The sequence below is a fragment of the Anabaena sp. UHCC 0451 genome (genome assembly GCF_034931405.1).
Classification (GTDB): Bacteria; Cyanobacteriota; Cyanobacteriia; order Cyanobacteriales; family Nostocaceae; genus RDYJ01.
Genome location: NZ_JAYGHA010000001.1, coordinates 200,823 through 224,936 on the forward strand (window position 1 = coordinate 200,823; position 24,114 = coordinate 224,936).

Here is a 24,114-nt window from a genome sequence, read left to right on the forward strand (position 1 = left end):
CTGAATTAACTCAATATAGCTTAATAGCCTCAGTAAAAATCTATAAATCGCCTATTTACAATTTACAACGAAGATGTTGCGATTTCTATCTTCTATACGTTCATAGAAATATTTATCAACACCTTCCATTGCTAAGTATACACCGAGTCCACCCATGGATCGCTCTGCTAAAGGCTTGTTTAATTCTTCAGCTTCCACAGTTACCATTTCATAAGGATCATATCTAGCTCCTGTATCTTCAATACAAATAGTTAACGCTGATTCCTTCAAATTGCTAGATATGTCTAATTTACCTTCTAAACCTGCTTCTTCATAACCATGAAGAATTATATTGGTGGCAATTTCATCAACTGCTAGACGGAGTTTGTAAGTAGCTTTTTTATCCAAGCCGGCTGATTGGGCTGCTGTGATCACGTATTTAGCGATCGCTCCTAAAGAATCTAGTGTTCCCGATACGGTTAAAGTTTCCATAAACAGTTGTTGTTGTACACAGGGATAATCAGTTTGATTGAATATCTGCGTCTCAGAAATGCAGATAGGTAGCTTTTAAAATTTTTGTGTTACTTATGTTGTGTAGAAACCTGATTTTGTTTTATCTGTGTAGAGACGTTTGGCAAAAACATCTCTACAATTAAATTCATGTTTTACTTCAGCAATGACAAATTACTACACCTTTTCTATCTTTGCAGCGTCGTACTCATCTAGTAAGTAGACACTGTGATGGAAACCAGTTTTTGTAATTGTTTCCAAAACTGTATCTTTTTGAGCGCCTACCACATAAATATCCAATTTTCCCATCTGTTGTTTAGCGAAGATCAGCACCCGGAGTCCGGCACTGGCCATAAAATCTAAGTCTTGCATCATCAACACCAAACGTTTAGGATGTTGGGCAGCAGCCTCTTCTACCTTAGTCTTAAAAATTGATGCTGTACTTGCATCCAGTTCACCAGCTAAGGTAATTTTAGCGATATCATCACTTATTTCCAGAGTTACATCTAAAGCCATAATTTCCTGTGAGTATTTGAATTACAAAAAGTGGTTGAAGGTTAAAAACTGGCAAATTCAACTTTGCCAAACTCAAATTTATTTACCTACCAAAATGGCCACAGAGCGATCGCCCATCAACAATCCCGATTGATTTTCTAGCATCGGTTCACTACCAGGTTGCCAACTATCATGGGGTGTTGTAGCGCCAGTATTTGCAGAAATATGCCAATTCATGCCCACAGGCAAGCCAGGAATCTCAAACCACTGAGCTTCCCAGTGCATATTCATAGCCACGTAGATATAATTATCTTCCACAGTTCCCTGCTTGGCGTGTTTTCCACACAGCATAAAAGCCAGAGTTCGACTAGCATCAGACCAATCAGCAGCCCAAGCTCTTGTGCCATGCCAAGTGATATCTGCATAACCACTGCCCACATAATCACGGTTTTGGAAATGCCAGGGATTTCTCAATACTGGATGGGCATTACGGAAAGCAATACAGTGTTTAAAAAACTTAAACAAATCTGCATTAGTTTCCAACAGCTTCCAGTCTAACCAGTTCAAGTCATTATCATGGCAGTAAGTATTATTATTACCATACTGAGTGCGTCCCACCTCATCACCCATGAGAATCATTGGTACACCCTGACTCACCATCAACATAGCCAGGGCATTTTTAATTTGCCGACGGCGTAAAGCATTGATACCTGGATTATCTGTTGGACCTTCCCAACCACAGTTCCAACTATCATTATCATTAGTGCCATCGTTATTATTTTCACCATTAGCCTCATTATGTTTCCCGTTATAGGAAAACAGATCCATCATGGTAAAACCATCGTGTGCCGTAATGAAATTAATTGATGTTGCGGGAGCGCGGCCAGACCAAGCATATAAATCAGGAGAGCCTTGCAAACGTTGAGCAGCATCCCCAACCGTACCATCTCCTTTTAAGAACTTACGAATCCCATCACGGTACTTACCATTCCATTCTGCCCAACGGCCATAAGCCGGGAAAGAACCGACTTGGTATAAACCGCCAGCATCCCAAGCTTCAGCAATCAGTTTACACTTAGCCAAAATCGGATCAAAGGCCAAAGATTCCAGCAGAGGAGGATTTGCTAAAGGTGCGCCCCAAGGATCACGACCTAAAATAGCTGCCAAGTCAAACCGGAAGCCATCAATATGATATTCTGAAGCCCAGTAACGCAGACAATCTAAAACTATCCCCCTGACAATGGGGTTATTGCAGTTAAGAGTATTCCCAGTACCGCTAAAGTTGTAATAATATCCTTCTGGGGTGAGCATATAATAGGTCTTATTGTCAATCCCCCGAAAAGAAATTGTTGGACCATGCTCATTACCTTCGGCAGTGTGGTTAAAAACTACATCGAGAATTACCTCAATCCCGTTTTTATGTAATTCCTTAACCAGTGCTTTTAGCTCATCCACCTGCATCCCAAACTTGCCTGTAGCCGCATAACCAGCCTTGGGAGCAAAAAAACCGACGGTACTGTAACCCCAGTAATTGTAGAGAGTTTCCCCAGTTTGGGGATTAGGACGGCTATTTTCAAACTCATCAAACTCATAAATAGGCATCAACTCTACAGCATTGACACCCAACTCTTTCAGGTAAGGAATTTTATCCCGGATACCTGCAAAAGTACCCAGATGTTTTTCTTTCACACCAGAGGAGGGATGACGGGTAAAACTGCGGACGTGCATCTCATAAATAACCTGATCTTCTGGGGGAATTTCCAAAGGACGGTCATTTTCCCAGTCAAAATCATCAAAAGCAATTCTAGCCCGATGATGATAAATATCATTCCAGTCAGGAGTTACACCCCAAACATCCCGACCACCAATAATTTTGGCGTAGGGGTCCATCAAAACTTTGCTGCTGTCAAACCAATGACCTTGCTGGAAATTATTTGGACCATCCATACGATAGCCATATTCCAGATTTTCATAATCCAAGTCAAAAACGGTCATGCAATAAACATTACCAATGCGAAACTCTTCAGGAAAAGGAATTTCTGCTAAAGGTTGTTTAGCGTGCTTTTCAAACAGGACTAAAGTGCAAGATTTGGCGTAACTCGAAAAAACAGAGAAGTTAACTCCTCCGGGAACTAGGGTTGCACCAAACGGAAATGGTTTTCCGTTGCGTAATTTAAACCCTTCGTAAGTATGCGTTGGATGAATATCAATTCTTTCCATTAAACTATTCCTGATTTCAGGACTTCTAATCCTGCTTCTTGATTCTCGCTAGTCTTAAAAAAGTCAATAAATCCAGTTACTGTCATTGTGTCGGTAACATCTTCACTCAAACCCACCAGTAGCAGTTGGACTTTTTGGGCATCTGTTTTATGATAGAGACTTTTTAACATCCGTAAACCTGCACTGGACATATATTCTACCCCTATCATATCGAGCAGAATTTTACTGCCGGGTGTAACTAAAGGTAAAACTTCTTTTGTTACCGATGATGCTGTACTGGCATCTATATCACCTTTCAAAACAACTATGTTTATGTCTTCAATCGTTGTGATATTAATCTCAATTTTAGTTTCTTCCATGTTGCTAACTTCTGGTAGATTTGCATTTAGATATGGGGAAGAAGTAAGGGGAGTGTTTTATCCCCCTTTTTCTTCCTGCTATATATAGTTACACAGGTACAATCTGTACTTTCACTTTTACCCGTTCGTTAGTTTTGGGTAAAGTGACGGTTAAAGCTTCTGCATCGAAATTGCTGTAAGGTTCGCCGTCGATTTCACACTTGCCAATTTTCACACTTCCAGGAGGTAAAATATCTGGTGATACTCGGAGAATATTGTCAGGGAATCCACCGGGAATGGGTTTAAAGTAGAAGTCCATTGGTTGTTTGGTAATTAGCAGATTTGTATAAACTGCTGCTAAATAGCATAGTTCAAAGGAGTGATAACCACTCATGGAGTGAGAACCTTTACCCCGTTCGTTACCTCCAGAGAGATAAGGAATACCGTTAGCGAGAACGTTAAAGTAAACCCCACCTTCTTCTAAATCTAAGAACCAAGCGTTATAAAATGCTGCTGATTCCCGTGCTAACCGGTGATATTCTTTATTTTCCAGAATACCTGCGAGAATCTGATAGGCTAAAATTGCTTGTTCTTGTTGCCACCAAGCTTTGCGATCGTGCCAAACAAAACGGTAATGCTCTTCACCTTCAGCTAAAGTACGTTCTACAACGTCGTACCAACCACCACGTTGTTGATCACTACCCACATCTGGCATCATATCAGCAATTTTTTGAGCGAGATTGACATAGCCATCTTTAGCTTTGAGGCTTTGCATCCGCATCAAGTTCCAGGCAATTTTCAGGTTGTGACCGACTACGGCGCGGTTTTGTTGCCAACCCCAAGTTGTATCATGAGACCAGTCTTGGAAGAATCTTTCCTGTACAAATGGGCTGTTTTCGTAGTCAGGGAAACGCTTTTCGATGGTGTCGAAGGTATACTCCAGCATATCTGCATATTCTTGTTTACCTGTTGCTAACCACAGGTTAATCAGGTAAGCTGGGGCATGATCACCGACAGAGTTCCAGTTTTTTGTTCCCTTATTATGTCCTAATGAATCGCTGAGAGGATCTAAAGTTAAGGGATCGATGTGGGAGAAATATCCACCATGTTCGCCTTTATCGAGGAAAAACTCGTTAAAAAGCTTAATTGTTTTCTCGGTGTCATCCATAATTCGGGGATCACCGGTACAACGATAGGTTTGAATGGGACCTGCTAGAGCGTAAATTTGTTCATAAGCAGGGATAGCGTAATAATCATCCCCAAATTCGGAAGCAAAGATTTTATCTTCTTTTTCTCCCTTTACATCAATACCGTGATACCAGTAGACAATTCCTTCGTCTGAGTCTACAAACCTCATGTGTTCCCGCAGGTACTCAGTTCCATTTTCAGCGGCTTTGAGGAAACTATCATTCCCCGTCATCAAGAAAGCAGTAGCAAAACCATAAACTAGACGGGAAATAGTATCGGTTTCTTGGCGGAAATTGGTGGTTGATTGTACACCACTCAGATTTAAAGTAGTGCGATACCTGCGGTAGTCGTAGTCACCATCACCAAATTGAGCTTTGAGGTAAAATTTGCCTAAAGCATTGACCTGTTTTACCCACCAATCTTGTTTCTCGAAAACGTAATCTGTTTTCTGACGACCAGCAAAAACTATCTGTTTAGCATCGAAGATATCTTTATCTGGATAAAATACCCCATAGGTAAATAAATACCTTCCGGGTAATAACATGGCTCTCATGCTGGCGGTTGCATCAGGATAGCCTTCGTCAAAGTTTTGAATTAACTTAGCAAAGGCCATGGGACTAATTTTAATTTGGAACTCTCTGCCATCAGAAGTTTGCAGTCCAAATGTGTCGCTATTACCGTCATACTCGGTAACGTATCCAGCGATGAGATCAGAAAAGGTAAAATCTACTTTTGTGGTCATAAGATTTCCTAGTTTTGATAAGAATTGATTAGGTTAAATTATGGATAAACAGAGCTAATTTTTCTCAATTTCTTTGACAAAAGTTTCCATGAATTGGTCTACCATGCCGGGATGTTTGCCTGTAATCAGATTACCATCAATGACTAAATCAGCAGTGATATCACCTTCATAAATTACATCTGCCCCGGCATTTTCTACATCACAGATGATATTATGAGCGCAGGTTACTTTTTTACCTTTGATTAAGTCTGGGTCTGCACAGAATAACCACAAGCTATGGCAAATTGTCCCTAATTTCACATTACCTTCGGCTACTGCATTTCGCAGAAAAACAACTGCGGGAGCTTGGTTTTTCTCACCTTTTTTGACATTGACTTGATATCTGAGCCTATCCATTGCATAAGCTCCAATACAAATAATGCCTTTGTAGTCACTGGGTTTGATATCTTTAACTTCTGTGCTGACAGTGACATGATATTCTACTTGATCATTTTCGGGGTTTGAACCAAAGTGTAATTCTTTGTTTCCCCATAAATGAGAAATATATTCTACTTCATAACCTTGTTCGGGGAAATATTCATTAAAACGGCGGAATTCTGTGCCGTCAAAATGTTCTTCAATTAGTACGCCAATTTTGCCTTTGTTTTCAGTTGCCATTCTTTATTTTTCACTCCTTACTAAACTAATCTATGTTGTGATGTCTAGGACAGAGAAAGTATCAGTCACTGTTCATGAGATCAAAATTCACAGTTTTTTCCCTAGAGCTTTTTACATAATTTGTTGTTTTTATGTAAATACTGGGGATATATCCATGTAAATTCGCATGTCTTGAACCATATCTCCTTCCATAGAAAATACGTTGCAGCAGGGAAGGTTAAACATTTTATTGTCGTGACGAGTATAGCTTACTTCCATCTCCACAATGATAGTTTCCCCACTTTCCCAGATACTGATAATGTTGTGTTTTATAGATTGGAAATTCTGTAAAAAACCAGCCGATGATTCTTTGATGGCTTGTTTGCCGACTACCATAGGCAAGTTACCGAATTTGTAGACAACATTATCGGTACATAGTTGGAGAGATTTTGCTATATTCATCTCATCGCTGGCAGCTAGAATCTGCTTGATAATTCCTGCTCGAACACCTGGAAACATTTCTAAGGTTGAGCTTTTAGAGGTAAAGGTTTCTGTTTGAGGATTTTGTTGTTCTGGCATATTTTTAAGCAATGTCATTTTTTTTTGAAGTCTTCTGCCAATTGATTAAGAATATCTACTTTCGTTGCTGATTAAATACTTTGATCACAAGGGCTGAATTTTTCTCTATTTTCTATCTTCTTTAATTTTCTGCCTTGATTTCACATCCTCTGTAATGTAAATTACGCCATGACAAATAATCAATTGATGGTTAATTTGTACAAAGTCTAATTTATTATTTGTTTTGGCGACTAGAAGTCGCGGCTACACAGACAAAACCCATCTTCATGGGTTTGAAACCCTTAATTTTTCGTTAGTCCACGCAGGGGGACTTTGTTTGTGTAGTAGCGACTTCTAGTCGCTGGAAACTTTTCAAACACCCTCTTAGCGATATGTCCTGGGACTATGCTGTCTTGGGATTTTTTCATCCATCCAAAGTTCCGATTGGTCTGGGTAAACCCGCCATTCACAAACCTTGTTATCGTCGTTGAATCTGATAATATCGGTGCAAGGGAAGGTTACGGGCTTTCTATCGCTGCGACGAATATATCTAGCTTCCATTTGGATGATCACTACATTTGGTAGATCCCAAGTTCCTCGAAAGGTAAATGGTAATTGGGGTTCAGCAATGGAATACAACCATTTTAAATAGTTAGCGATCGCTTGCCATCCTCTACCTTCCTGTGAAGAACCAACTTTGAATAGAACATCATCAGTAAAGAAAGTTTTAAAGTAATCCCAATTAAATTCCCCTCCTGCTTGTTCCATTTCCATGACAAGAGCGATTTTATCAACCTTTGTAGCTATCATGTTTTTCTTCCTGTATTTGAACTAATTAATCAACAAGTTTGGGATGGGATTGGGTTTTTACCTGATGTCTAGACTGGTTATGTTTAGAAGTAAAAGTTGCCACCATCTCCTATCTGAGAACTGTTTAATTAAAAGCCTCAGAGCTTATTTTGCTTGGCCTTTGAGTGACTCCATCCACAGTTCAGATTGGTCTGGGTAAACCCGCCATTCATAAATCTTGTTATTTTCATTAAATTTGAGAATGTCAGTACAGGGAAAGGAAATTGGTTTACCATCAATGCGACGAATGTATTTAGCATCCATTTCAATAATCACTACCCCTGGTAAATCCCATGTTCCTCGGAAATCAAAAGGTAATTGGGGTTCAGCTATGGAATAAAACCAAGTTAAATAGTCAGCTATTACCTTCCAACCATGACCTTCTTCAGAAGCACCAACTCGGAACGTAATATCGTCAGTAAAATAAGTCTGAAACTTATCCCAATCAAACGATCCTCCGGCTGTTTCCATTTCTATACATAAAGCTATTTTGTCAACCGATGCTATCGGCCATTTTGGTCCAGCAATAGCCCATTTTGGCACATACCCTTGGTTGATTCTCTCCTGAGCTTCAGGATGTTCAGCAAAATGCTTTTTCATCGTCCCAGGAGCTATCATTTCCTTACCTTGGCTGATGGATAGCACAGACGCAGATTTGGGAACAGGAATTTTTGGATCAAATACAGGATTTACATCCATAAAAATTCGCAATTCACTGAACTTATCTCCCTCAACACGGAAGATGTCACAACAAGGAAGCGAGATCATCGAGCCATCTTTGCGCCAGTATGCTACATCCATTTCCACGAACACTACGTCTCCGGCTTCCCAGATCATCTTAATTTCGTGGTAAACAGCATCAATTTGACTGAAGAAGGCATCGGCTGATTTTTTGATTGATTCTTTATCCAAACAGACATCGAAATTACCGAACTGATACACTGGTGTATCGGTGAAAAAGGTAATGAAACCTTCTGAATCAAAGGCTTCTCCTCTAGAAAACAAGCGTTTGACTAGGTCTGTATTTGTTCCTGGAAATTTACTTTGCATAAAGTTTCTCCTGTTTGTGATTGCTACTATTGTTTGTGCTTCTTGCTGTTCAGCAACTTCTTTGGCGCTGAGTACAGCTTTCTGCACTGCTGTGTAGAGCCTTTCTTGAATGGTGTTAGCTATCTTGCGGCCTTCTTCATTCACAGGCTCCCAGTTCAGGGTATAGGTAATAGTGAGAGGAGTGTTTGTTGTGGGTCGCACAACTTGATTAACTATCTGACCTTGAAATAGAGGATTATCTACCAAGGTATGTGTTATTGAGCCTAATGTTTTGTTGATAGTAATTCTTTCTTTGATGATCATGCCCAGGGCATTCATTTGACGCAGCATTCCATCGCTATATCTCTCCAGAATTTTAGGAGTTTGAGCTTCAGGGTTGTAACGTGATGTATTTTCAATTTTGTCTAACACCACATTCCAAACATTTTCCCAATCAGCATTTACAGGAATGCTAAATGTAAAAGATATGGCGTTTTTGCCGGTCTGTTGATGAGCTAATTTACCATTGTGAACTTGATCAGATTTCCCATTTCCTTGAATGTGATTGCTAATTTTAGCTTCTGGAAAGGTGAAGTTAGTTCCATTAGCTTGGTTATATTCTGCCATTCCTTGTTGGAAGCTGGTTTTAACTTTCCGGGTAACTTGGTTAAATTCCAATTGTTCCCCATTTGGTCCTTTGCAGTAGAACAAAGACCAGCCTTCCATTGGGTCGTGACTCCAGTCTATTTCTGGTTCTCCTGCGGCTAAATCTTCTGGTTCATTCCAAAATTTAAAGGAATTATATCTTTGCGCTACTGCTCTTCTTTCAGCTTCAGATTTGACGTGGACAACTCGGTTACAAATAACGTTTGTCATCCCTCTTTTATGACATTCTGTTTCCAACATATTGGCAAAAACATTTAAGTCAACGCCTTCTTTAACGTTGAAAGAAATGTGCATGGCATTGACATTACCAATGTGGGAAGGAATGCTAGGAACTGAAGTATGAGAGGCATGAGGTTTACCCGCTTCTCGGAAGTAGATTAGCTCTACAGCGGTGTTGCCAAAGGAAATAAACTTAACATCTAATGCGTCTTCTTGGGTGCTTCTGAGATGGGGAATAGCTAGGTTTTTTGGATCTATACCTTTAGCGATCGCATCCAATTCTTCTTGTTGAAAAAGAGTATTTTGAATGACATCACCGACTAACTCATTTTCACCAACAACTAATTTTCCTCCCAACACTTCTGTGTAAAATTCAAGGGATTGATTCATGTCATAAACTGTGACACCGACGTGTTGAACGCCTTGCAACAAATGTCCTAAACCAGAAGTAGTTAAGGCGCTATTTTTTAGATCAGTTTGACTATTGTTGATTAAACCCTTACCGTTGGTTTGACCACCAACCATTAAGGACACAATATCATTTTGGATCTGATTGGTAGCACCAATGTTATTAATCAATTCTGCCACCTTGGCACTCCGTTGGCCAGCCAAAGTCAGTTGACTATCGTAAACAAAGGTATAAGTTGTTTTTTCGGGAAATGGTTGAATTTGTTTAATATATTTAGCTGCGTCTTTTATGGCTGCTAAATATTCGGAAGATGCGAAAAATTTCTCTCTTTCCAAATGATTAGCAAAGGCAATTTCATAAGCTGCATGATATTGCTTTTCTGCTGGTTCATAATGACCAACTCCTGCTGCATCAGGTCGAGAATTATCTACTTCTTCAAATAAGTGTAATCGGAATTTAAGCAGAGAATCACTACTGCTAACTAAAGGAGCAAAGGTTTCTTTAAGATAACGGTGAAAAGCTTCTGTAGTTGCGCTATGAGCTTTTTTCACCATGACGTGAAATTTAATTACCCCTGTTTCGCCGTTGGGATTTCCTGTGGGAATTCTATCGACATAAGTGATGGAATTACCAGGACTGCTGTTGTAACCGATGGCTTTGCGGAACAAGTTGTGTTCATCATCCATCAAAATAGCAGAGGCTGTGAACCATGTCTGACGATCTGCATCACTGGCAAATGTTAACTCGGCGATACCATCAAAGTTATCTTCTGAGTCGGTTGTGTAGTCTAAGCCAGGAATTTGCGGACAAAACCCACCTTGGTTATGATTTACCCGAAATTGCCAATATTGATGTTGACCTGGTAATCTGGCGCAAACTGGACCGTGTACGTTTTTCCAATATTTATCGAAAAGTTCTTCTGATATTCCTTGTCTTTTCCACAGGAGTACATAAAAGGCTACTTTTCCTTTTTGATCCCGTGCTGAATAATCAGTTTTGATTGCCTTTTTGCTTTCTACAAGCATTGCTGCTGTCCTTGATGTGGGATGTAAATCATCAACAATTAAATTGAGGGTAGCAAAGCAAGCTGCAACTTTATTAAATCCTGCGTAAACACAGAGAAATAACATTAGCTCTTCAATTTCTGCTAGGGTTGCACCTTGCTGGAGCGCCATTTTTACATGAGCAGCGAAGGGATTACCAGGACCTCTATGATCTTGATTAACAACATCAATGGCGATGGTAATCAGAGCCTTAGTTTTTTGGTCAATTAACGGTAAACCCCAAGCTTCACCTGCTACCCGAATGACAAAATCACCAAACTTAGGATTGATTTGTTTTAGACCTTTTTGCAGTTCAAGGTCATCCAAAACTGCGTTTTTGTACACTCGCTCCTGTTGCATTTTAAGCAGTGGTGATCAATGTCAATAATTCCTGTGCAGCAAAAACATCACGATAGAAAGTTAATTGTTCAGTTTTCAAATAGCAAGCACCACGATGGCCACGACGCACCCAAGTGACATTTCCTTTAGCCAGAGTTTCGTTGGTTTCATCATCCACACACTTCCATTCAAAGTAAGTATGTTCACCAAAAAACATGACAATTGGCCAGCACATTGTCACTCCTGGTTGAGCAATTAAAGCCCACCAATGTTTTTCTCTTTCTTTTTGTTGTTCTAAACCTTGGTATGGTCCATCCTGACAGAAATAAACCAGATCATCACGATATTCTCCAGTTAAAATATCGCCTCTTCCTTGTCTTAAGGCTTCGCAATGGGTAGGCCACCAATCTCTGTTTTCTTGCTCAATTTGTGCCAGGGTATAGTAAGGACCAATTTCTGGGAGTTTTGGTTCTTTCATGGACACAATTCTTTCTGCATCTTCGATCAGTTTTTTGGCTACGTAAGGAGTAACTAAACCCGGACGAGAATAATCAGCGGCTAAACCAGCATAGTAATTAGTGCGTTTTTTTGTTGCTTTTGGTTGGCTTTGTCCGTTTTGGGAAGAGGAAAATCCGTTGGTTTGTTGATTGTAAAGAGTTTGATTTAACATGAGAGATTCTATATCTTCTTGAAGTTGATTAACTGCGCCTATTTCGGTGATCAATTCTGCGACTGAGGAACTACGTTGACCAGCCAAAGTCATCTGACCATCGTAAACAAAGGTATAAGCTGTTCTTTCGGGAAATGGTTGAATTTGTTTAATATATTTAGCTGCGTCTTTTATGGCTGCTAAATATTCGGAAGATGCGAAAAATTTCTCTCTTTCCAAATGATTAGCAAAGGCAATTTCATAAGCTGCATGATATTGCTTTTCTGCTGGTTCATAATGACCAACTCCTGCTGCATCAGGTCGAGAATTATCTACTTCTTCAAATAAGTGTAATCGGAATTTAAGCAGAGAATCACTACTGCTAACTAAAGGAGCAAAGGTTTCTTTAAGATAACGGTGAAAAGCTTCTGTAGTTGCGCTATGAGCTTTTTTCACCATGACGTGAAATTTAATTACCCCTGTTTCACCGTTGGGATTTCCTGTGGGAATTCTATCGACATAAGTGATGGAATTACCAGGACTGCTGTTGTAACCGATGGCTTTACGAAATAAGTTGTGTTCATCATCCATTAGAATGGCTGAAGCTGTGAACCATGTCTGACGATCTGCTTCACTTGCAAATGTTAACTCGGCGATACCATCAAAGTTATCTTCTGAGTCGGTTCTATAGTCTAAACCTGGTATTTGTGGACAGAAGCCGCTTTCATTATGCGCTACATGAAATTGCCAGTATTGATATTGTCCTGGTAATCTGGCGCAAACTGGTCCGTGTACGTCTCTCCAATAGTCATCAAAAAGTTCTAGAGAGATGCCTTGTCTCTTCCACAGGAGTACATAAAAGGCTACTTTTCCTTGTTGATCCCGTGCTGAATAATCAGTTTTGATTGCGTTATTGATTGCTGCAAGCATTATTGCTGTCCTTTGCCACCACTACTGAAATTTTTGTTGATGTCATTTTGATGAGAATCAAGAATGAAACTTGAGAAAAATCAAGATTTTAAATCAAGACTTTTAAATCAAGCGATCGCCTATCTTTTCACGGATAAATTTTTACTATCTACATAGAGATAGCAGGTTTAAAAATTATTCAGTGACAAGCTTGAGCTTGTTTAATGTAATTGTTTCAAAATTACAATAAGTTGGTTTAACTGCTGCTTGATGTCAATATTTATGATTTTTATATTAACTCTTGCATTTGTAGACAACTTATGCTTATTACTTAAAAAAAGTGAGTTGATTTTTCCTCAAATAACCTTATCTCCGTCTTTCAGTAATTTTACTTTACTCAGCTACAAATCGAGATTGATGGATTCCAGAATTACACCGAAAAATTATTTGCCCATGATTTCGTTTAAAGCACCAAAACAACCTGCGACTTTATTAAATCCTGCGTAGGCGCAAAGGAACAACAATAGCTCTTCGATTTCTTCAGGAGTTGCTCCCTGTTTGAGAGCCATACTGACGTGAGCGCCAAAGGGGCTTCCAGGTCCTGCTTGTCCTTGGTTAACTACATCTACAGCAATGGTAATTAGAGCTTTAGTTTTTTGGTCAATTAATGGCAGTCCCCAAGCTTCACCTGCTACTCGCGTGACAAAATCACCAAATTTGGGATTTATCTGTTTTAAAGCCTCTTGAAGTTCTAAATCATCTAAAACGGCATTTTCATACTTCATAGCTTGATTTTTCCTTCATTATCTTGGTATTTAACAACCATGCAAAAATTGGTAGTCAAAGGGAGTAAAATTTAGCCTTCTTTTAGTCAGAAATCAAGATTTGTTAGCCCCCCATCAGGATTTCTACTAGATTTTGAATTCTATTTTCAACTCGGGTTAACCTAGCCTCTAGCAAATATACAGCATAAAACCAAAATATTATAATTTTTTTGCTTCTAGCTGTATGTATATTTACTACCATAGATTGGCATTAAGCTGTTAGAGTTAACCAGGATTTTAATAACTTTTTACATAGAACAAATATTAAGTTTAAATTAATGAAAACTAATACACGTATTAAGTAGTTAATGTCAATAAGTAAAAAGTAAGAATAAGCTAATTTAAGCCATAAATTAAGATTAATTGTCATATTAAACGGGAAATTTACTATAGCTCCCCGACTTCTCGAAGAAGTCGGAGATACTGAATCAGCAAGTAGCTAAAAACTGAATGTTGTTCTCACTCCACCAATGACAATATCTTCGTTATCTGCATCCTGGTTAGGTGCTGTAATCCAGATCACAGAAGGCGTAATGGAGAGATTGTTGGTAATTTGATGCCTGTAATATGCTTCTAGATGTAATGATGTATCTTTTTTAAATTGCTGATAAGGTAGGTTACTTCTCACATCTGTTAGAGTAGGTTCCATCCCTACAATTAACCCCCCCTGATTTCCTTGTTTAAACAAATCGGGAAAAGCGGCTTGCACTGAGTAAGTCCAGATATCAGCATCACCTTTACCAATTAGCCTAGCTTGGATTAAATTTGCCCAACCACCAATTAGCACCTTGGGAGTGATGGCGAAGTATCCACCAACCTGATAAGAATTGGTAATCACGGCAGAAGCTTCAGCAAATAACACACCCTCATCATCAAACCGATTGGCTAAGGCAGTACCAACAAAACCATTCCCTCTAAAAGTTTGACCATTATTAAAGCCAAAATTACCAGGACCAAAGTAGCCATGCTGGTATAAAAGTTGTAAAAACAGTCCAGGATTGGGATTATAGTTAATCTGTCCAGCAGCTACATAATCTCCATTAAAGAAACCGCCGGCGTTAGAATCATTGGCAAAAGTTGATAAGTACGTCAAAGTTAGCACTGTCGAGTCTACGATTTTGTAACTAGCAGAAACGCCTGTTCCAGCCCCGACGAGATAAATAGGAGGTGCTTCAGCAAAGGAGCTTGTTGGACCACTACCAATGCGATAATATGGAGCAAATTTCGTCAGTAAAACAGGACTAAAACGATAGCGATTAGCAGCAACAACATCTATAACTAGATTCTCCCCAATGGGAAATTGATATTCCAAACCGATGATTCTGGCGTTATTCTCAGTATCACCTGAACCTGTGGTATCGCTTGAACCTTCTCTGGTAGGACCTACATTTATGCCATTGTTGTTTGTAGTTAAGTTAGGAAATGCACTGTTGGTAGCACCAATGGCGGTAAGCAGCAAATCCTTACCTGTGAAGCTAGTCAGTAACCCCAGGAAGAGGTTGTATTGCATATTAGCTTGAGGATTGCCATCACCGGAGAAATAGGCATTATTTTGAACTCTTAAATTACCGAAGAGTTTGGTGGTGGTAGAAAATTGATTTTCCCCTATTTCCGTGGTTTTAGCTTCTAAGGTATCAACACGACCACGCAGAGTTGCTAGTTCGGCGGAGAAATCTTGTTCTAACCGCTGCAAAGCAAGTAAATCTGGCTGGGTGATAATATCCTTGGTAGCTGTAGCAATTAATTCGTTGATTCGGTCTAAACAAGCATTTAAACCTGCGGCAAATTCATAACGATTGATGGCACGGTTTCCCCGGAATGTGCCATTGGGATAACCTGCAATACAGCCATAGCGTTCAACTAGGGATTGTAAAGCACCAAAAGCCCAGTCTGTGGGTTGGACATCAGAAAACTGAGCGACAGTATTAACTTGCGCCATGGGATTGCTTTCTCTGTCCTCTTGATGGCCTTCGTGACTGAAATGATGAAGGGGCAAATCAGAAAGCGTTGTTATGGGTGTTGATAATGTTTGGTCAATTTCTTGGTTGGATAGTATTTCTGGATCTATGACCGATGGAGAAGATGTCTGATAGACTGGTTGAGCGATCGCAGGTGTGAAAGCAGAAACTACGATTTGGGAAACTAAAATTATCAGACTCGCTCTCCAACTGGAAAAGTAGTGGTGTTGCATATTCAATATCAATTAATTAATTGCCTTGTGTTTTTGATTATTAGCTATGTATAATAACAGAGTTCGGTGATGGCAGATTGTAGAGCGATCGCTGCCGACAATCTTCAACTCGAATGCTATAACTAACAAAACTACTTCATCATCAATGCTTGATGCAAATAATGTATAACTCCCATAGCATAATAGGCTACGATGATCAATAAGAAAAGTTAAGTGCAAATTTTCTTCATAATTTTTTTAGCCTCTGGATGAATCGCAGATGATTAACTATTAATCAATAGTTTGTGTGGAGGTAAATTAAGTAAAGAATATTTACTTCAATTGATTAATTTTGCTGATTAATGTACCAATCAAAGCCTTAAATATTCAGCTTTGAAAAATTACTCTCATCATTAAACTAAAACGGAAATCAACTATATGACACATCCCATAGGTTCTTTGCCAAGTAACTCATCCGGTACAGACACTAGTGGTAATACTGGCTCTAGCGAACCCAAAGATTATTCCATATTCAACAAGCCACTTAACGGTAATTATCTAATAGTCCCCCAAGACGCTCCCCTAGATGAACGTCCAGCCATCTCTACTTCGGGTGATAGGTATACTTTTTTACTTACTACTAAAGAAACTAACTTCGGATTAAATGCCTTTGACTTCTTTGTTCCCACCGGTGGCGGTCCACCACCACACATCCACAATTTTGAACATGAGGCATTTTTTGTCGAAGAAGGGACAGTTAACTTCTTCGTCGGTAACGAAGCCGGCGCACTAGATATTGCATCTGGAGATCCTGGTAAAGAAGAATTTATCTTGGAGGGATTACCAGAAGGTACTTTTGTTTTTGGTCCAAGACTTAGACCCCACGGATTTGCCAACCCAAATTCAACCGCAGCAACATCAGGAACAAGCACCGGAGCTAGGGTTCTCTCGGTTACAACCCCTGGAGGATTAGACCTCTTATTTGAATTTGCAGGTATCCCCGTCATAGACAGGAATGATCCCATCCCTGCACCTCCACTGGGAATTGATCCTAAACAGTTAGAATTTGGACAACGCACTGGTGGTGGGGTCGCATTTAATGGTTATCAACCCCCTCAAGGAACTCCCAATTATGTATTGGTGTTACCAGACAACGCCACTCAAGAGTTAAAGGACACAATCCAAACCCAGTTGGCTGGTGTGGATGGCTTCACTATTTCCACTTATAGTGAGCGACCGAAATTTACAGGTCTCTTCGGTATTGAATATACTTCTTTGAGTAGTTTTGCTGAAACAGTAGATGATCAAGGTAATAAACTTGCATACAATAGTTTTTCCCTAGCGCCTACAAACACTGACACTTTTGCTCAAGCTTACTTGAACGCTAATCAAGTTTTAGTGCCAACACAATCATCGGGTACTGGCATTGCTGATCTAAAAATCAATGCTCAAGGGGAAATTGAGTATAGCTTGACGGTGACGGGTTTAGATTTTGGGGCATTGGTAGTAGGTGGTACTCCGCAAACTGCTAATACTGATGATGATGTGACTGCTATTCATATCCATACTGGTGAACGGGGTAGCAGTGGTGTTCATGTATTTAACATTTTGGATGGTAATGAACAGGATGAAACAGACCTGAGCATTAGCTTAAACGACGGAATAGCCACCATTAGCGGGATCTGGAATCAGACAGAGAAAGCAATTCCCTCAGCTTTAAGTGATTTCCTCAATAATCCTGGCTTACCTGGAAATGAGAGCGACTTCTATATCCAGGTTCATACTGAGGGAAATCCCAGTGGTGAAATTAGGGGTCAAATTGCCAGCAGTACGAATGATTTCCCCGAAATGATTCACAGTGACAACCATGAAGCCTTTTATGTGAGAGAAGGTACATTATCATTCAAAATTGATAATGAAGTCAGATTGGTAGAAGCTGATACGTTTGTTTATGTGCAACCAGGAACGAAATACTCTTTTGCCAACTTCGGCAATGAAGAAGTAACATCTTTGGCTGTTTCTGTAGACTCACCACCAGTCTTACCAGCAGTCATACCATCAACTTTAACTGCTCAGAGTAGCGTATTGTCTAATGACTTTAAATTCTTGAGTGGTAATGATAACGTGTTTGGAGATACCACTGGTAGCCGTAGGAGAATTTACGGTAGTGAAGGAAACGATGAAATCTTTGTCAATGAAGATGATCGTGCCTTCGGTAAATCAGGAGACGATATTATTGATGCCTCTCAAGGCCAAGGTGGAAATCGCCTTTATGGAGGAGATGGCAATGATGAAATCTACGTTAATACCAATGACCGTGCCTTCGGAGAAGATGGAGATGATATCATTGATGCCTCTGGAGATGGCGGTTACAACCGTCTTGATGGTGGCAATGGTCACGATACCTTGTTTGCTGGTAGGTATGATGAGTTGTTTGGCGAAGAGGGTAATGATATCCTGATCATTGGCACTGGTGGTAATAATCTTCTCTATGGTGGTGCTGGAGAAGATCGGTTTGTGATTGCTGACAGTGGATTTGCTGAATCGGTTGTAGAAACTAGACAATTGACTCAGTTCGGTCTGCCACAATTAACGGATACAAAGAACATGATTATGGACTTTCAACTAGGTGTTGATAAAATTGTCATCAACAACATAGCCCATATCAATTCTTTTGATGACTTGACATTATTACCAGCTTTTGGGGACATTAGAAGCACCAGTATTTTAGCTAGGGTGAACGCACCAGGAAGTACAGATAATTCGGAAATATCCCTGGCAACTATATCGAATGTTGTGTTTAATGAGTTGACAGCCAGTGACTTTATCTTTGGCTAAAAGACGGATTTATTGATATCAATGCTAGTCAAAAACCCACAAAGTAAGTTCAGAGGGAACAGGGAACGGGCAACAGGGAACAGAAAAAACTCATGTTTAAAAACATGAGATTGCAAATTTTGACACTGTTTTTTTCGTGCTACGCATCTTGTAAAAACATCCTTTTTTTGACTGAGCTTTAAACTCAGAACTAAAGTTTTTTATTTTTTACCTGTTCCCTGTTCCCTGTTCCCTGTTCCCTTCTTTTGTAAAAATACTCTTTGTGGGTTGCTTTTTCAAAAGTGGCTCACATCATCATCTTTTTGGGCTGATAATGGGTAATTTGTAAGATGAAAAAAGGTTTGTGGCAACCGCCTAGATTACGCATTGACGAGGAGCATGAAGGAAGACGTGCGACTTGGCTTGAGCTTTTCTATGATTTGGTGTTTGTAGTTGCGATCGCTGAATTATCTCACAATCTCAGTAAGGATGTTTCTCTGGGTGGCTTTGTTGGTTTTGTTGCCCTATTTCTCCCCATCTGGTGGTGTTGGATAGGGGCTACTTTCTACGCTACTTTATTTGATACTGATGATCTTGGCGATCGCTTGCTAACTCTACTGCAAATGTCGATTATTATCGCTTTGACGGTAAATTTACATCATGGTTTAAGTGCATCTTCTCAGGGATTTGCTATTGCCTACATAGCTGCTCGCTGTATTCTGATTCTCCAATATCTGATTGCTGGACACTATGTATCAGAAGCTCGCGCTTTAACCAGTTGGTATGTCAAAGGTTTTAGCATTGGTACGGCATTTTGGTTAGTTTCCTTATTTGTGCCAATTCCCTGGCGTTTTGGATGTTGGGCATTAGGTTTGATTGTCGAATTTATTACACCTATTGGTACTGGTGATTTAGCAGTAAAGATTCCCCCAAATATGTCTCATGTTCCTGAACGGATGGGACTATTTACAATCATTGTTTTAGGTGAATCAGTAGCCGCTGTAGTCCGGGGTGTAGCAGGAAAACAATGGGATACTTCATCAATATTAACTGCTATATTGGGTGTGAGCATTGCTTTTAGTTTTTGGTGGCTTTATTTCGATAGTGTTGATGTTTCACCACTAGAAACAATGAAAGCAGGTAGAATGAAAGTCTTTCTGACTTGGCTATATTCTCATCTCATATTAGCTATAGGTTTAGCAGCAATAGGAGTAGGAGTTGAACATCTAATTAGCAACAGTGGAGTTAATGTTTTACCAGGAAATGAACGTTGGCTTTTTTGCGGTGCAGTAGCACTGTGTTTAATGATTTTAGCCCTAATTAATTTCACGACTTGTGTTTTAGACAAAATCCAACAAGGGAGAATTTTGAGTGCTTATCGTTTAGGAGCAGGAAGTTTTGTATTATTCCTAGCTATTGCTGGCAGTAATTTATCTGCCGTGGTTTTAATTACCCTTGTTGCTTGTGCTTGTATGGTGACAGTAGCTTTAGATTTATTTACCAAAAACCAATTTTCCCTACCTACGTGATTAGGTAAATAGCTGAAACTGTTCCCTGTTAAGAGTTCCCTGCCTCAATGAAAAGACTTTTTCCGCAAACCCTAATTAACTATGAAACTTCGGAAATTTTCTCAAACAATTAATTGATGATTTTGGACTAAAGAAAATTCAAAAACCTGTCCGCACTCTACAAAACCACAAAAACCATCTTTTTTGGCATCAGGTAGAAGTCCTGGTTGATAACCATATAACCACATTTTCTGTTTGATTGTTATTGGTAATTTTGCTAATTCTTCATAATTGGCATGAACAGGAGTTTGATAATGCGAGGTTTCACAATCATGAAAAATTATATCTGCTTGTTCATAGTATTTTCCATTTGTATTTATACATAGTTGTGTATCTGTAGATACAAAGATTTTAACACCTGCTAATGTGAAGAATAATCCATAGCTAGGCATCAGATAAAAGCCATTATCAACATGACAAACTTTAACGAGATCAAAATTTATTTCTTGCCAGATAAAATGACCATGACGGTCAATTTTATGTTCTTCAAAAAATGTATTTATAGTGGCAATATCGCCATCAATAAATCTTAATCCACCAGATAAAGTTCTATCCCAGAGATTGCTGGAAACATCTTTGCTTAAATAGATATTTGGCTTTTGGCATCTGGGGTCAAATAATGTGCTAAAAGCAATATATTCAAGCCCTCCCACATGATCAGAATGCTGATGACTAATATAAATATCGGTAATGTCAAGATATGATAAACCAACTGCATGGAGAGATAATCTAATATCACTACCACAATCAATTAATAGTTTATGATTTTGCTCGGTTACTAAGAGTAGATTAGACTGAAAGTTATTGGCACCAACTGTAAAAGCTGAACCAGAACCTAAAAATATCAACTTGGCCATTTTACCAGTAGTCAGTAGTTGGATATGGAATGTGAGAAATCATTAAGAATTTTGAGAATTTGCTTGTTCAATTAAAATTTTAAATTTAGTAAGTATTTCTGGAGGTTTAGCGGTAAACCGAATGCAAAAATCACCTATTTCGGCAGGTTTTTCTAATACTTTGGCATACATATCACCAGTTTCTCCTGGTTGATGTGCCGTAGATAGATTAAGTTTGATATTACTCAAACAAGAAGGTGGTTTTTGAGTTTCGGAATTTGCACAACAAATTTCTGCTTCATTGCAGGAAAGCCTAACTAAGATGCCGTTGAATGATGAACTACCAATATCTTTACCATCAACAAGTGTATAGTGAATGGGAATAGGTTCAGGAAGAGTGCATAATTCTTCTTGATGCTGAGAGAGAAAAAGATTGTATTTGCCGGCAATGCCAGCTATTTTATAGACATTGATTGGTTCTTGTACACCTTTTGGTGTAACTTGCATTTGACTATCAACGGCTACCATAGCTTCTACTTCTTGAAAAGTGGATTCAGAGATAATAATTTCGCCACCTGTGGTATAGCCTTCGATGCGGTAAGTTAAGTTGACTTGACTGCCAACGATACCGTATTTGGTGCGTTTTTCCGAGCCAATATTACCGACCACCACAACGCCTGTATTAATACCAATACCCATTTCTAAAGGTGGTAATCCCCATTCTTTCATTTGGGCGTTAACTTTGACCATAGCTAACTGCATGGCGACACCACAAGCGACGGCTCTAATGGCATCGTCTTTTCTAGCTGTGGGAGCGCCAAAGAGTACCAAAATGCCGTCACCCATGAATTCATCTATAGTTCCTTGATATTTGGTAATTTCATCTGCCATACATTCCAGGTAGAAATTGAGGATTTTCACGACTTCTTCTGGTTGTAGTCTTTCAGATGTGGCGGTAAATCCTCGTAAATCGGAAGTAAAGATGGTAATTTGCCGTCGTTCACCACCGAGTTTCAATCCTTCTGGACTTTCTAGTAAATTGGCGACAACTTCATCAGTTAAGTAACGCCCAAAAACCTTGCGGATGTCTCCAGCAGAGCGAGCAATGTAAGCTGTAATGGCTATGACAGATCCTGTTAATGCTAAAAATGGTGGGACTATGGGTAGCCACCAACCCCAGAGGAAGGCTAAATAAGTGCTACCTAATAAAGCTCCTCCCGCTAGTACAACGGCGGCTATTCTCTGGAATGTGAGCAGATTTTGTAAGCGCAAGTTCCAAGTGAGGGTAGCACCGACACCACTCCAAAATAGAATCCATAGTAATTCTTGGGGTTCTGACCAACTTTTAAATAAGGGTCTATTTTCCAAAGCAGCACTAATAATTTGGCTGGCGATATTGGCATGAATTTCCACCCCACTCATCGGTTCTGGGAGGCTAAGAAGGTCGCTACTGTGGGGAGTAAAAAAGGAGTCTTTAAAGCTTTCTCCTATATATCCAATTAAAATGATGCGATCGCGTCCCCAATTTGGCGGTATTTTGTCTTCGAGAATATCTGTCATGGAAACGGTGTCAAAGTAGCCTCTTTTGCCTCGATAGTTGATTAACATCTGGTAGCCTCCAGCATCCGCCCTGACATAGCCACCATCATAACTTTCAAAGGGCATAAATTTAGCTTTCCCTATCTGCCAATCTTTACTGGCAATAATTCCTTCTTTTTCCAGATAATGCAAAGCTAAATGTAAGCTGAAACTGTAGACTCTTTCCTTATTTTCTGTGTTGACGGATATTAGTCCACGTCGGACTTTGTTATCTGCATCAACTACTAGGTCATTTGCACCAACTTGATTTAAGGATTTGAGTATGGGAGGTGGGGGTACTTTTTCGTATCTGTTTTTTCCTACTACTTTCTGAATACCAACCAGATTAGGAGTAGATTTAAATACTTGTGATAATTCTGAAGTTCCCGGTGGTAAGGGTAAGTTACGATACACATCGAGTCCGATGGCTCTTGGTTGTCTGGCTTTAAGTTTGTTGAGTAACTTGGCTAAGACTTGATCTGTAATGGTTGCTTGTTCAAGATAATCTAAGTCTTGTTCATCAATACCGACAATGACGAGCCGATTCTCCGGTGCTTCTTGAGGTCGCCAACGCATATATTGATCAAAAACACCCCATTCCCAGCCCTGCAATAATCCTGCAAACCGGATGAGTATGACTGCTAAGGCGATGAAAGGAGTGGTAAGCCACAAACCACGCCCTTGCCAAACAAAATTTTTCAGCTTTTCCGCATCCATCTAAGATTCAGGGTTGGGTTGACAACAATTAAGTAGCTGTTCTTCGGCTATTACCTCCAGACCAACTGATTTTAATAGTTTTTTCCATATATCTGGCTTTTCGCTGCGTAATTGAGCAATGTTGGTGATGGTTTCTGGCCAAAGATCATACTGAGCATAAATTGCTGCTTTTTTTAGAGGTGTTGCTTGCTGAAGAGCTTTGTTTACGGATGGAGTAATGGCTGTTCGTTCAATGATTCCATCTGTATATTCATCGCTGCTTCTGTCATCAGCATTACAAATGATTGTAAAATACCATTTATATGTTGAACCTGTTTTTAGGTTCGATGTGGGAGGAATTTGCAGTTTGACTATTCCTGATTTTTCAGGGAGTTTAAAGGTTGTTTGGTAAATGTCTTTTTCTCCGTTTCTGAGGACAAATTCTCCAGTAATTGCTGTAGTTTTGGGAACGTAAAAATAAAATTCTGGAGTAGCTGACACTGTGAGACTTTTGTTATCCCGTTTGGGCATTAAGGCAGTGAGTGCGGGTTTTCCTTCGTCTAGTGTAATACATGAAACTCCTCGTCTTCCTCCACCGAGTGTGGATTTAGGTGTGCCTCTAGAATCTCCAGTTGGGAACTCAAGGCTTATTTTCATTGGTAAGGGCTGTGCCAGTAAATGTGCAGGTAAGGCAACTGTAACTAATATGCTTGGGGAAATCACGCTGACCAGTTTTCTTAGATACAGAAAATATTTTGGCAAATTCATGATAGTTAAGATTATGTTTATTACTTTCTAAGGTAGTTTACTGTATTAGATTAATACATTGCTTTACGAAAAATTTACA

At 39.5% G+C, this 24,114-nt stretch carries 17 protein-coding genes; 2 read left to right on the top strand and 15 right to left on the bottom strand.

All coding sequences use genetic code 11. The features are described from left to right. Window positions 1-51: 51 nt before the first annotated feature. The 12 genes from VB694_RS00850 to VB694_RS00905 all read right to left on the bottom strand — a co-directional run bounded on the left by VB694_RS00850 (window position 52) and on the right by VB694_RS00905 (window position 15,793). A complete protein-coding gene (locus VB694_RS00850; RefSeq protein ID WP_323358418.1) occupies window positions 52-471 on the bottom strand; it encodes an ATP-binding protein in 420 nt (139 codons plus the stop codon). A 195-nt stretch (window positions 472-666) separates the two neighbouring features. After that, entirely contained in the window at window positions 667-1,005 is a 339-nt protein-coding gene (locus tag VB694_RS00855; RefSeq protein ID WP_323358419.1) for an anti-sigma factor antagonist, read from the bottom strand. A 78-nt stretch (window positions 1,006-1,083) separates the two neighbouring features. After that, window positions 1,084-3,204, bottom strand: a complete 2,121-nt coding sequence (gene glgX, locus VB694_RS00860; RefSeq protein WP_323358420.1) for a glycogen debranching protein GlgX — start codon at window positions 3,202-3,204, stop codon at window positions 1,084-1,086. Beyond that, window positions 3,204-3,563: an STAS domain-containing protein gene (locus VB694_RS00865; RefSeq protein WP_323358421.1), complete on the bottom strand. Its 360-nt coding sequence runs from the start codon at window positions 3,561-3,563 to the stop codon at window positions 3,204-3,206. Before VB694_RS00865 ends, glgX begins: the two co-directional genes overlap by 1 nt. Window positions 3,564-3,651: 88 nt before the next feature. Continuing rightward, window positions 3,652-5,472 carry an AGE family epimerase/isomerase gene (locus VB694_RS00870; protein WP_323358422.1) on the bottom strand — a complete coding sequence of 607 codons (1,821 nt, stop codon included), beginning with the start codon at window positions 5,470-5,472 and terminating at the stop codon, window positions 3,652-3,654. Window positions 5,473-5,526: 54 nt separating this feature from the next. Next, window positions 5,527-6,129: a DJ-1/PfpI family protein gene (locus VB694_RS00875; RefSeq protein WP_323358423.1), complete on the bottom strand. Its 603-nt coding sequence runs from the start codon at window positions 6,127-6,129 to the stop codon at window positions 5,527-5,529. A 129-nt stretch (window positions 6,130-6,258) separates the two neighbouring features. After that, the gene (locus tag VB694_RS00880; RefSeq protein WP_323358424.1) at window positions 6,259-6,705 is read right to left on the bottom strand and encodes a nuclear transport factor 2 family protein; all 447 of its coding nucleotides are present in this window, start codon (window positions 6,703-6,705) and stop codon (window positions 6,259-6,261) included. A gap of 345 nt (window positions 6,706-7,050) precedes the next feature. Then, entirely contained in the window at window positions 7,051-7,476 is a 426-nt protein-coding gene (locus VB694_RS00885) for a nuclear transport factor 2 family protein (RefSeq protein WP_323358425.1), read from the bottom strand. 144 nt (window positions 7,477-7,620) lie between these two features. Next, window positions 7,621-11,226, bottom strand: a complete 3,606-nt coding sequence (locus VB694_RS00890; protein ID WP_323358426.1) for a nuclear transport factor 2 family protein — start codon at window positions 11,224-11,226, stop codon at window positions 7,621-7,623. Window positions 11,227-11,242: 16 nt separating this feature from the next. Next, entirely contained in the window at window positions 11,243-12,799 is a 1,557-nt protein-coding gene (locus tag VB694_RS00895) for an EthD domain-containing protein (RefSeq protein WP_323358427.1), read from the bottom strand. Window positions 12,800-13,221: 422 nt separating this feature from the next. Further along, a complete protein-coding gene (locus tag VB694_RS00900; protein ID WP_323358428.1) occupies window positions 13,222-13,563 on the bottom strand; it encodes a carboxymuconolactone decarboxylase family protein in 342 nt (113 codons plus the stop codon). Between the two features lie 478 nt (window positions 13,564-14,041). Continuing rightward, window positions 14,042-15,793 carry an iron uptake porin gene (locus VB694_RS00905; protein ID WP_323358429.1) on the bottom strand — a complete coding sequence of 584 codons (1,752 nt, stop codon included), beginning with the start codon at window positions 15,791-15,793 and terminating at the stop codon, window positions 14,042-14,044. A 417-nt stretch (window positions 15,794-16,210) separates the two neighbouring features. On the opposite strand from VB694_RS00905, the gene VB694_RS00910 reads away from it, so the two are divergent. Next, window positions 16,211-18,610, top strand: a complete 2,400-nt coding sequence (locus VB694_RS00910; RefSeq protein WP_323358430.1) for a CHRD domain-containing protein — start codon at window positions 16,211-16,213, stop codon at window positions 18,608-18,610. Window positions 18,611-18,939: 329 nt separating this feature from the next. Beyond that, entirely contained in the window at window positions 18,940-20,118 is a 1,179-nt protein-coding gene (locus VB694_RS00915) for a low temperature requirement protein A (protein WP_323358431.1), read from the top strand. 101 nt (window positions 20,119-20,219) lie between these two features. Here VB694_RS00915 and VB694_RS00920 read toward each other — a convergent pair whose 3' ends face one another. The 3 genes from VB694_RS00920 to VB694_RS00930 are packed head-to-tail and all read right to left on the bottom strand — an operon-like array spanning window position 20,220 to window position 23,990. Beyond that, window positions 20,220-21,014 (bottom strand): MBL fold metallo-hydrolase, encoded by a 795-nt coding sequence (locus tag VB694_RS00920; protein WP_323358432.1) that lies wholly within the window; start codon window positions 21,012-21,014, stop codon window positions 20,220-20,222. Window positions 21,015-21,056: 42 nt separating this feature from the next. Further along, on the bottom strand, window positions 21,057-23,288 hold the full coding sequence (locus VB694_RS00925; RefSeq protein ID WP_323358433.1) for an adenylate/guanylate cyclase domain-containing protein: 2,232 nt from the start codon (window positions 23,286-23,288) through the stop codon (window positions 21,057-21,059). After that, entirely contained in the window at window positions 23,289-23,990 is a 702-nt protein-coding gene (locus VB694_RS00930; RefSeq protein WP_323358434.1) for a DUF928 domain-containing protein, read from the bottom strand. Window positions 23,991-24,114 lie beyond the last annotated feature (124 nt).

What these genes read in the sequence shown, in the direction of transcription:
- VB694_RS00850 (WP_323358418.1), bottom strand. Translation starts at nt 471, where the DNA reads ATGGAAACTTTAACCGTATCGGGAACACTAGATTCTTTAGGAGCGATC.
- VB694_RS00855 (WP_323358419.1), bottom strand. Translation starts at nt 1,005, where the DNA reads ATGGCTTTAGATGTAACTCTGGAAATAAGTGATGATATCGCTAAAATT.
- glgX (WP_323358420.1), bottom strand. Translation starts at nt 3,204, where the DNA reads ATGGAAAGAATTGATATTCATCCAACGCATACTTACGAAGGGTTTAAA.
- VB694_RS00865 (WP_323358421.1), bottom strand. Translation starts at nt 3,563, where the DNA reads ATGGAAGAAACTAAAATTGAGATTAATATCACAACGATTGAAGACATA.
- VB694_RS00870 (WP_323358422.1), bottom strand. Translation starts at nt 5,472, where the DNA reads ATGACCACAAAAGTAGATTTTACCTTTTCTGATCTCATCGCTGGATAC.
- VB694_RS00875 (WP_323358423.1), bottom strand. Translation starts at nt 6,129, where the DNA reads ATGGCAACTGAAAACAAAGGCAAAATTGGCGTACTAATTGAAGAACAT.
- VB694_RS00880 (WP_323358424.1), bottom strand. Translation starts at nt 6,705, where the DNA reads ATGACATTGCTTAAAAATATGCCAGAACAACAAAATCCTCAAACAGAA.
- VB694_RS00885 (WP_323358425.1), bottom strand. Translation starts at nt 7,476, where the DNA reads ATGATAGCTACAAAGGTTGATAAAATCGCTCTTGTCATGGAAATGGAA.
- VB694_RS00895 (WP_323358427.1), bottom strand. Translation starts at nt 12,799, where the DNA reads ATGCTTGCAGCAATCAATAACGCAATCAAAACTGATTATTCAGCACGG.
- VB694_RS00900 (WP_323358428.1), bottom strand. Translation starts at nt 13,563, where the DNA reads ATGAAGTATGAAAATGCCGTTTTAGATGATTTAGAACTTCAAGAGGCT.
- VB694_RS00905 (WP_323358429.1), bottom strand. Translation starts at nt 15,793, where the DNA reads ATGCAACACCACTACTTTTCCAGTTGGAGAGCGAGTCTGATAATTTTA.
- VB694_RS00910 (WP_323358430.1), top strand. Translation starts at nt 16,211, where the DNA reads ATGACACATCCCATAGGTTCTTTGCCAAGTAACTCATCCGGTACAGAC.
- VB694_RS00915 (WP_323358431.1), top strand. Translation starts at nt 18,940, where the DNA reads ATGAAAAAAGGTTTGTGGCAACCGCCTAGATTACGCATTGACGAGGAG.
- VB694_RS00920 (WP_323358432.1), bottom strand. Translation starts at nt 21,014, where the DNA reads ATGGCCAAGTTGATATTTTTAGGTTCTGGTTCAGCTTTTACAGTTGGT.
- VB694_RS00925 (WP_323358433.1), bottom strand. Translation starts at nt 23,288, where the DNA reads ATGGATGCGGAAAAGCTGAAAAATTTTGTTTGGCAAGGGCGTGGTTTG.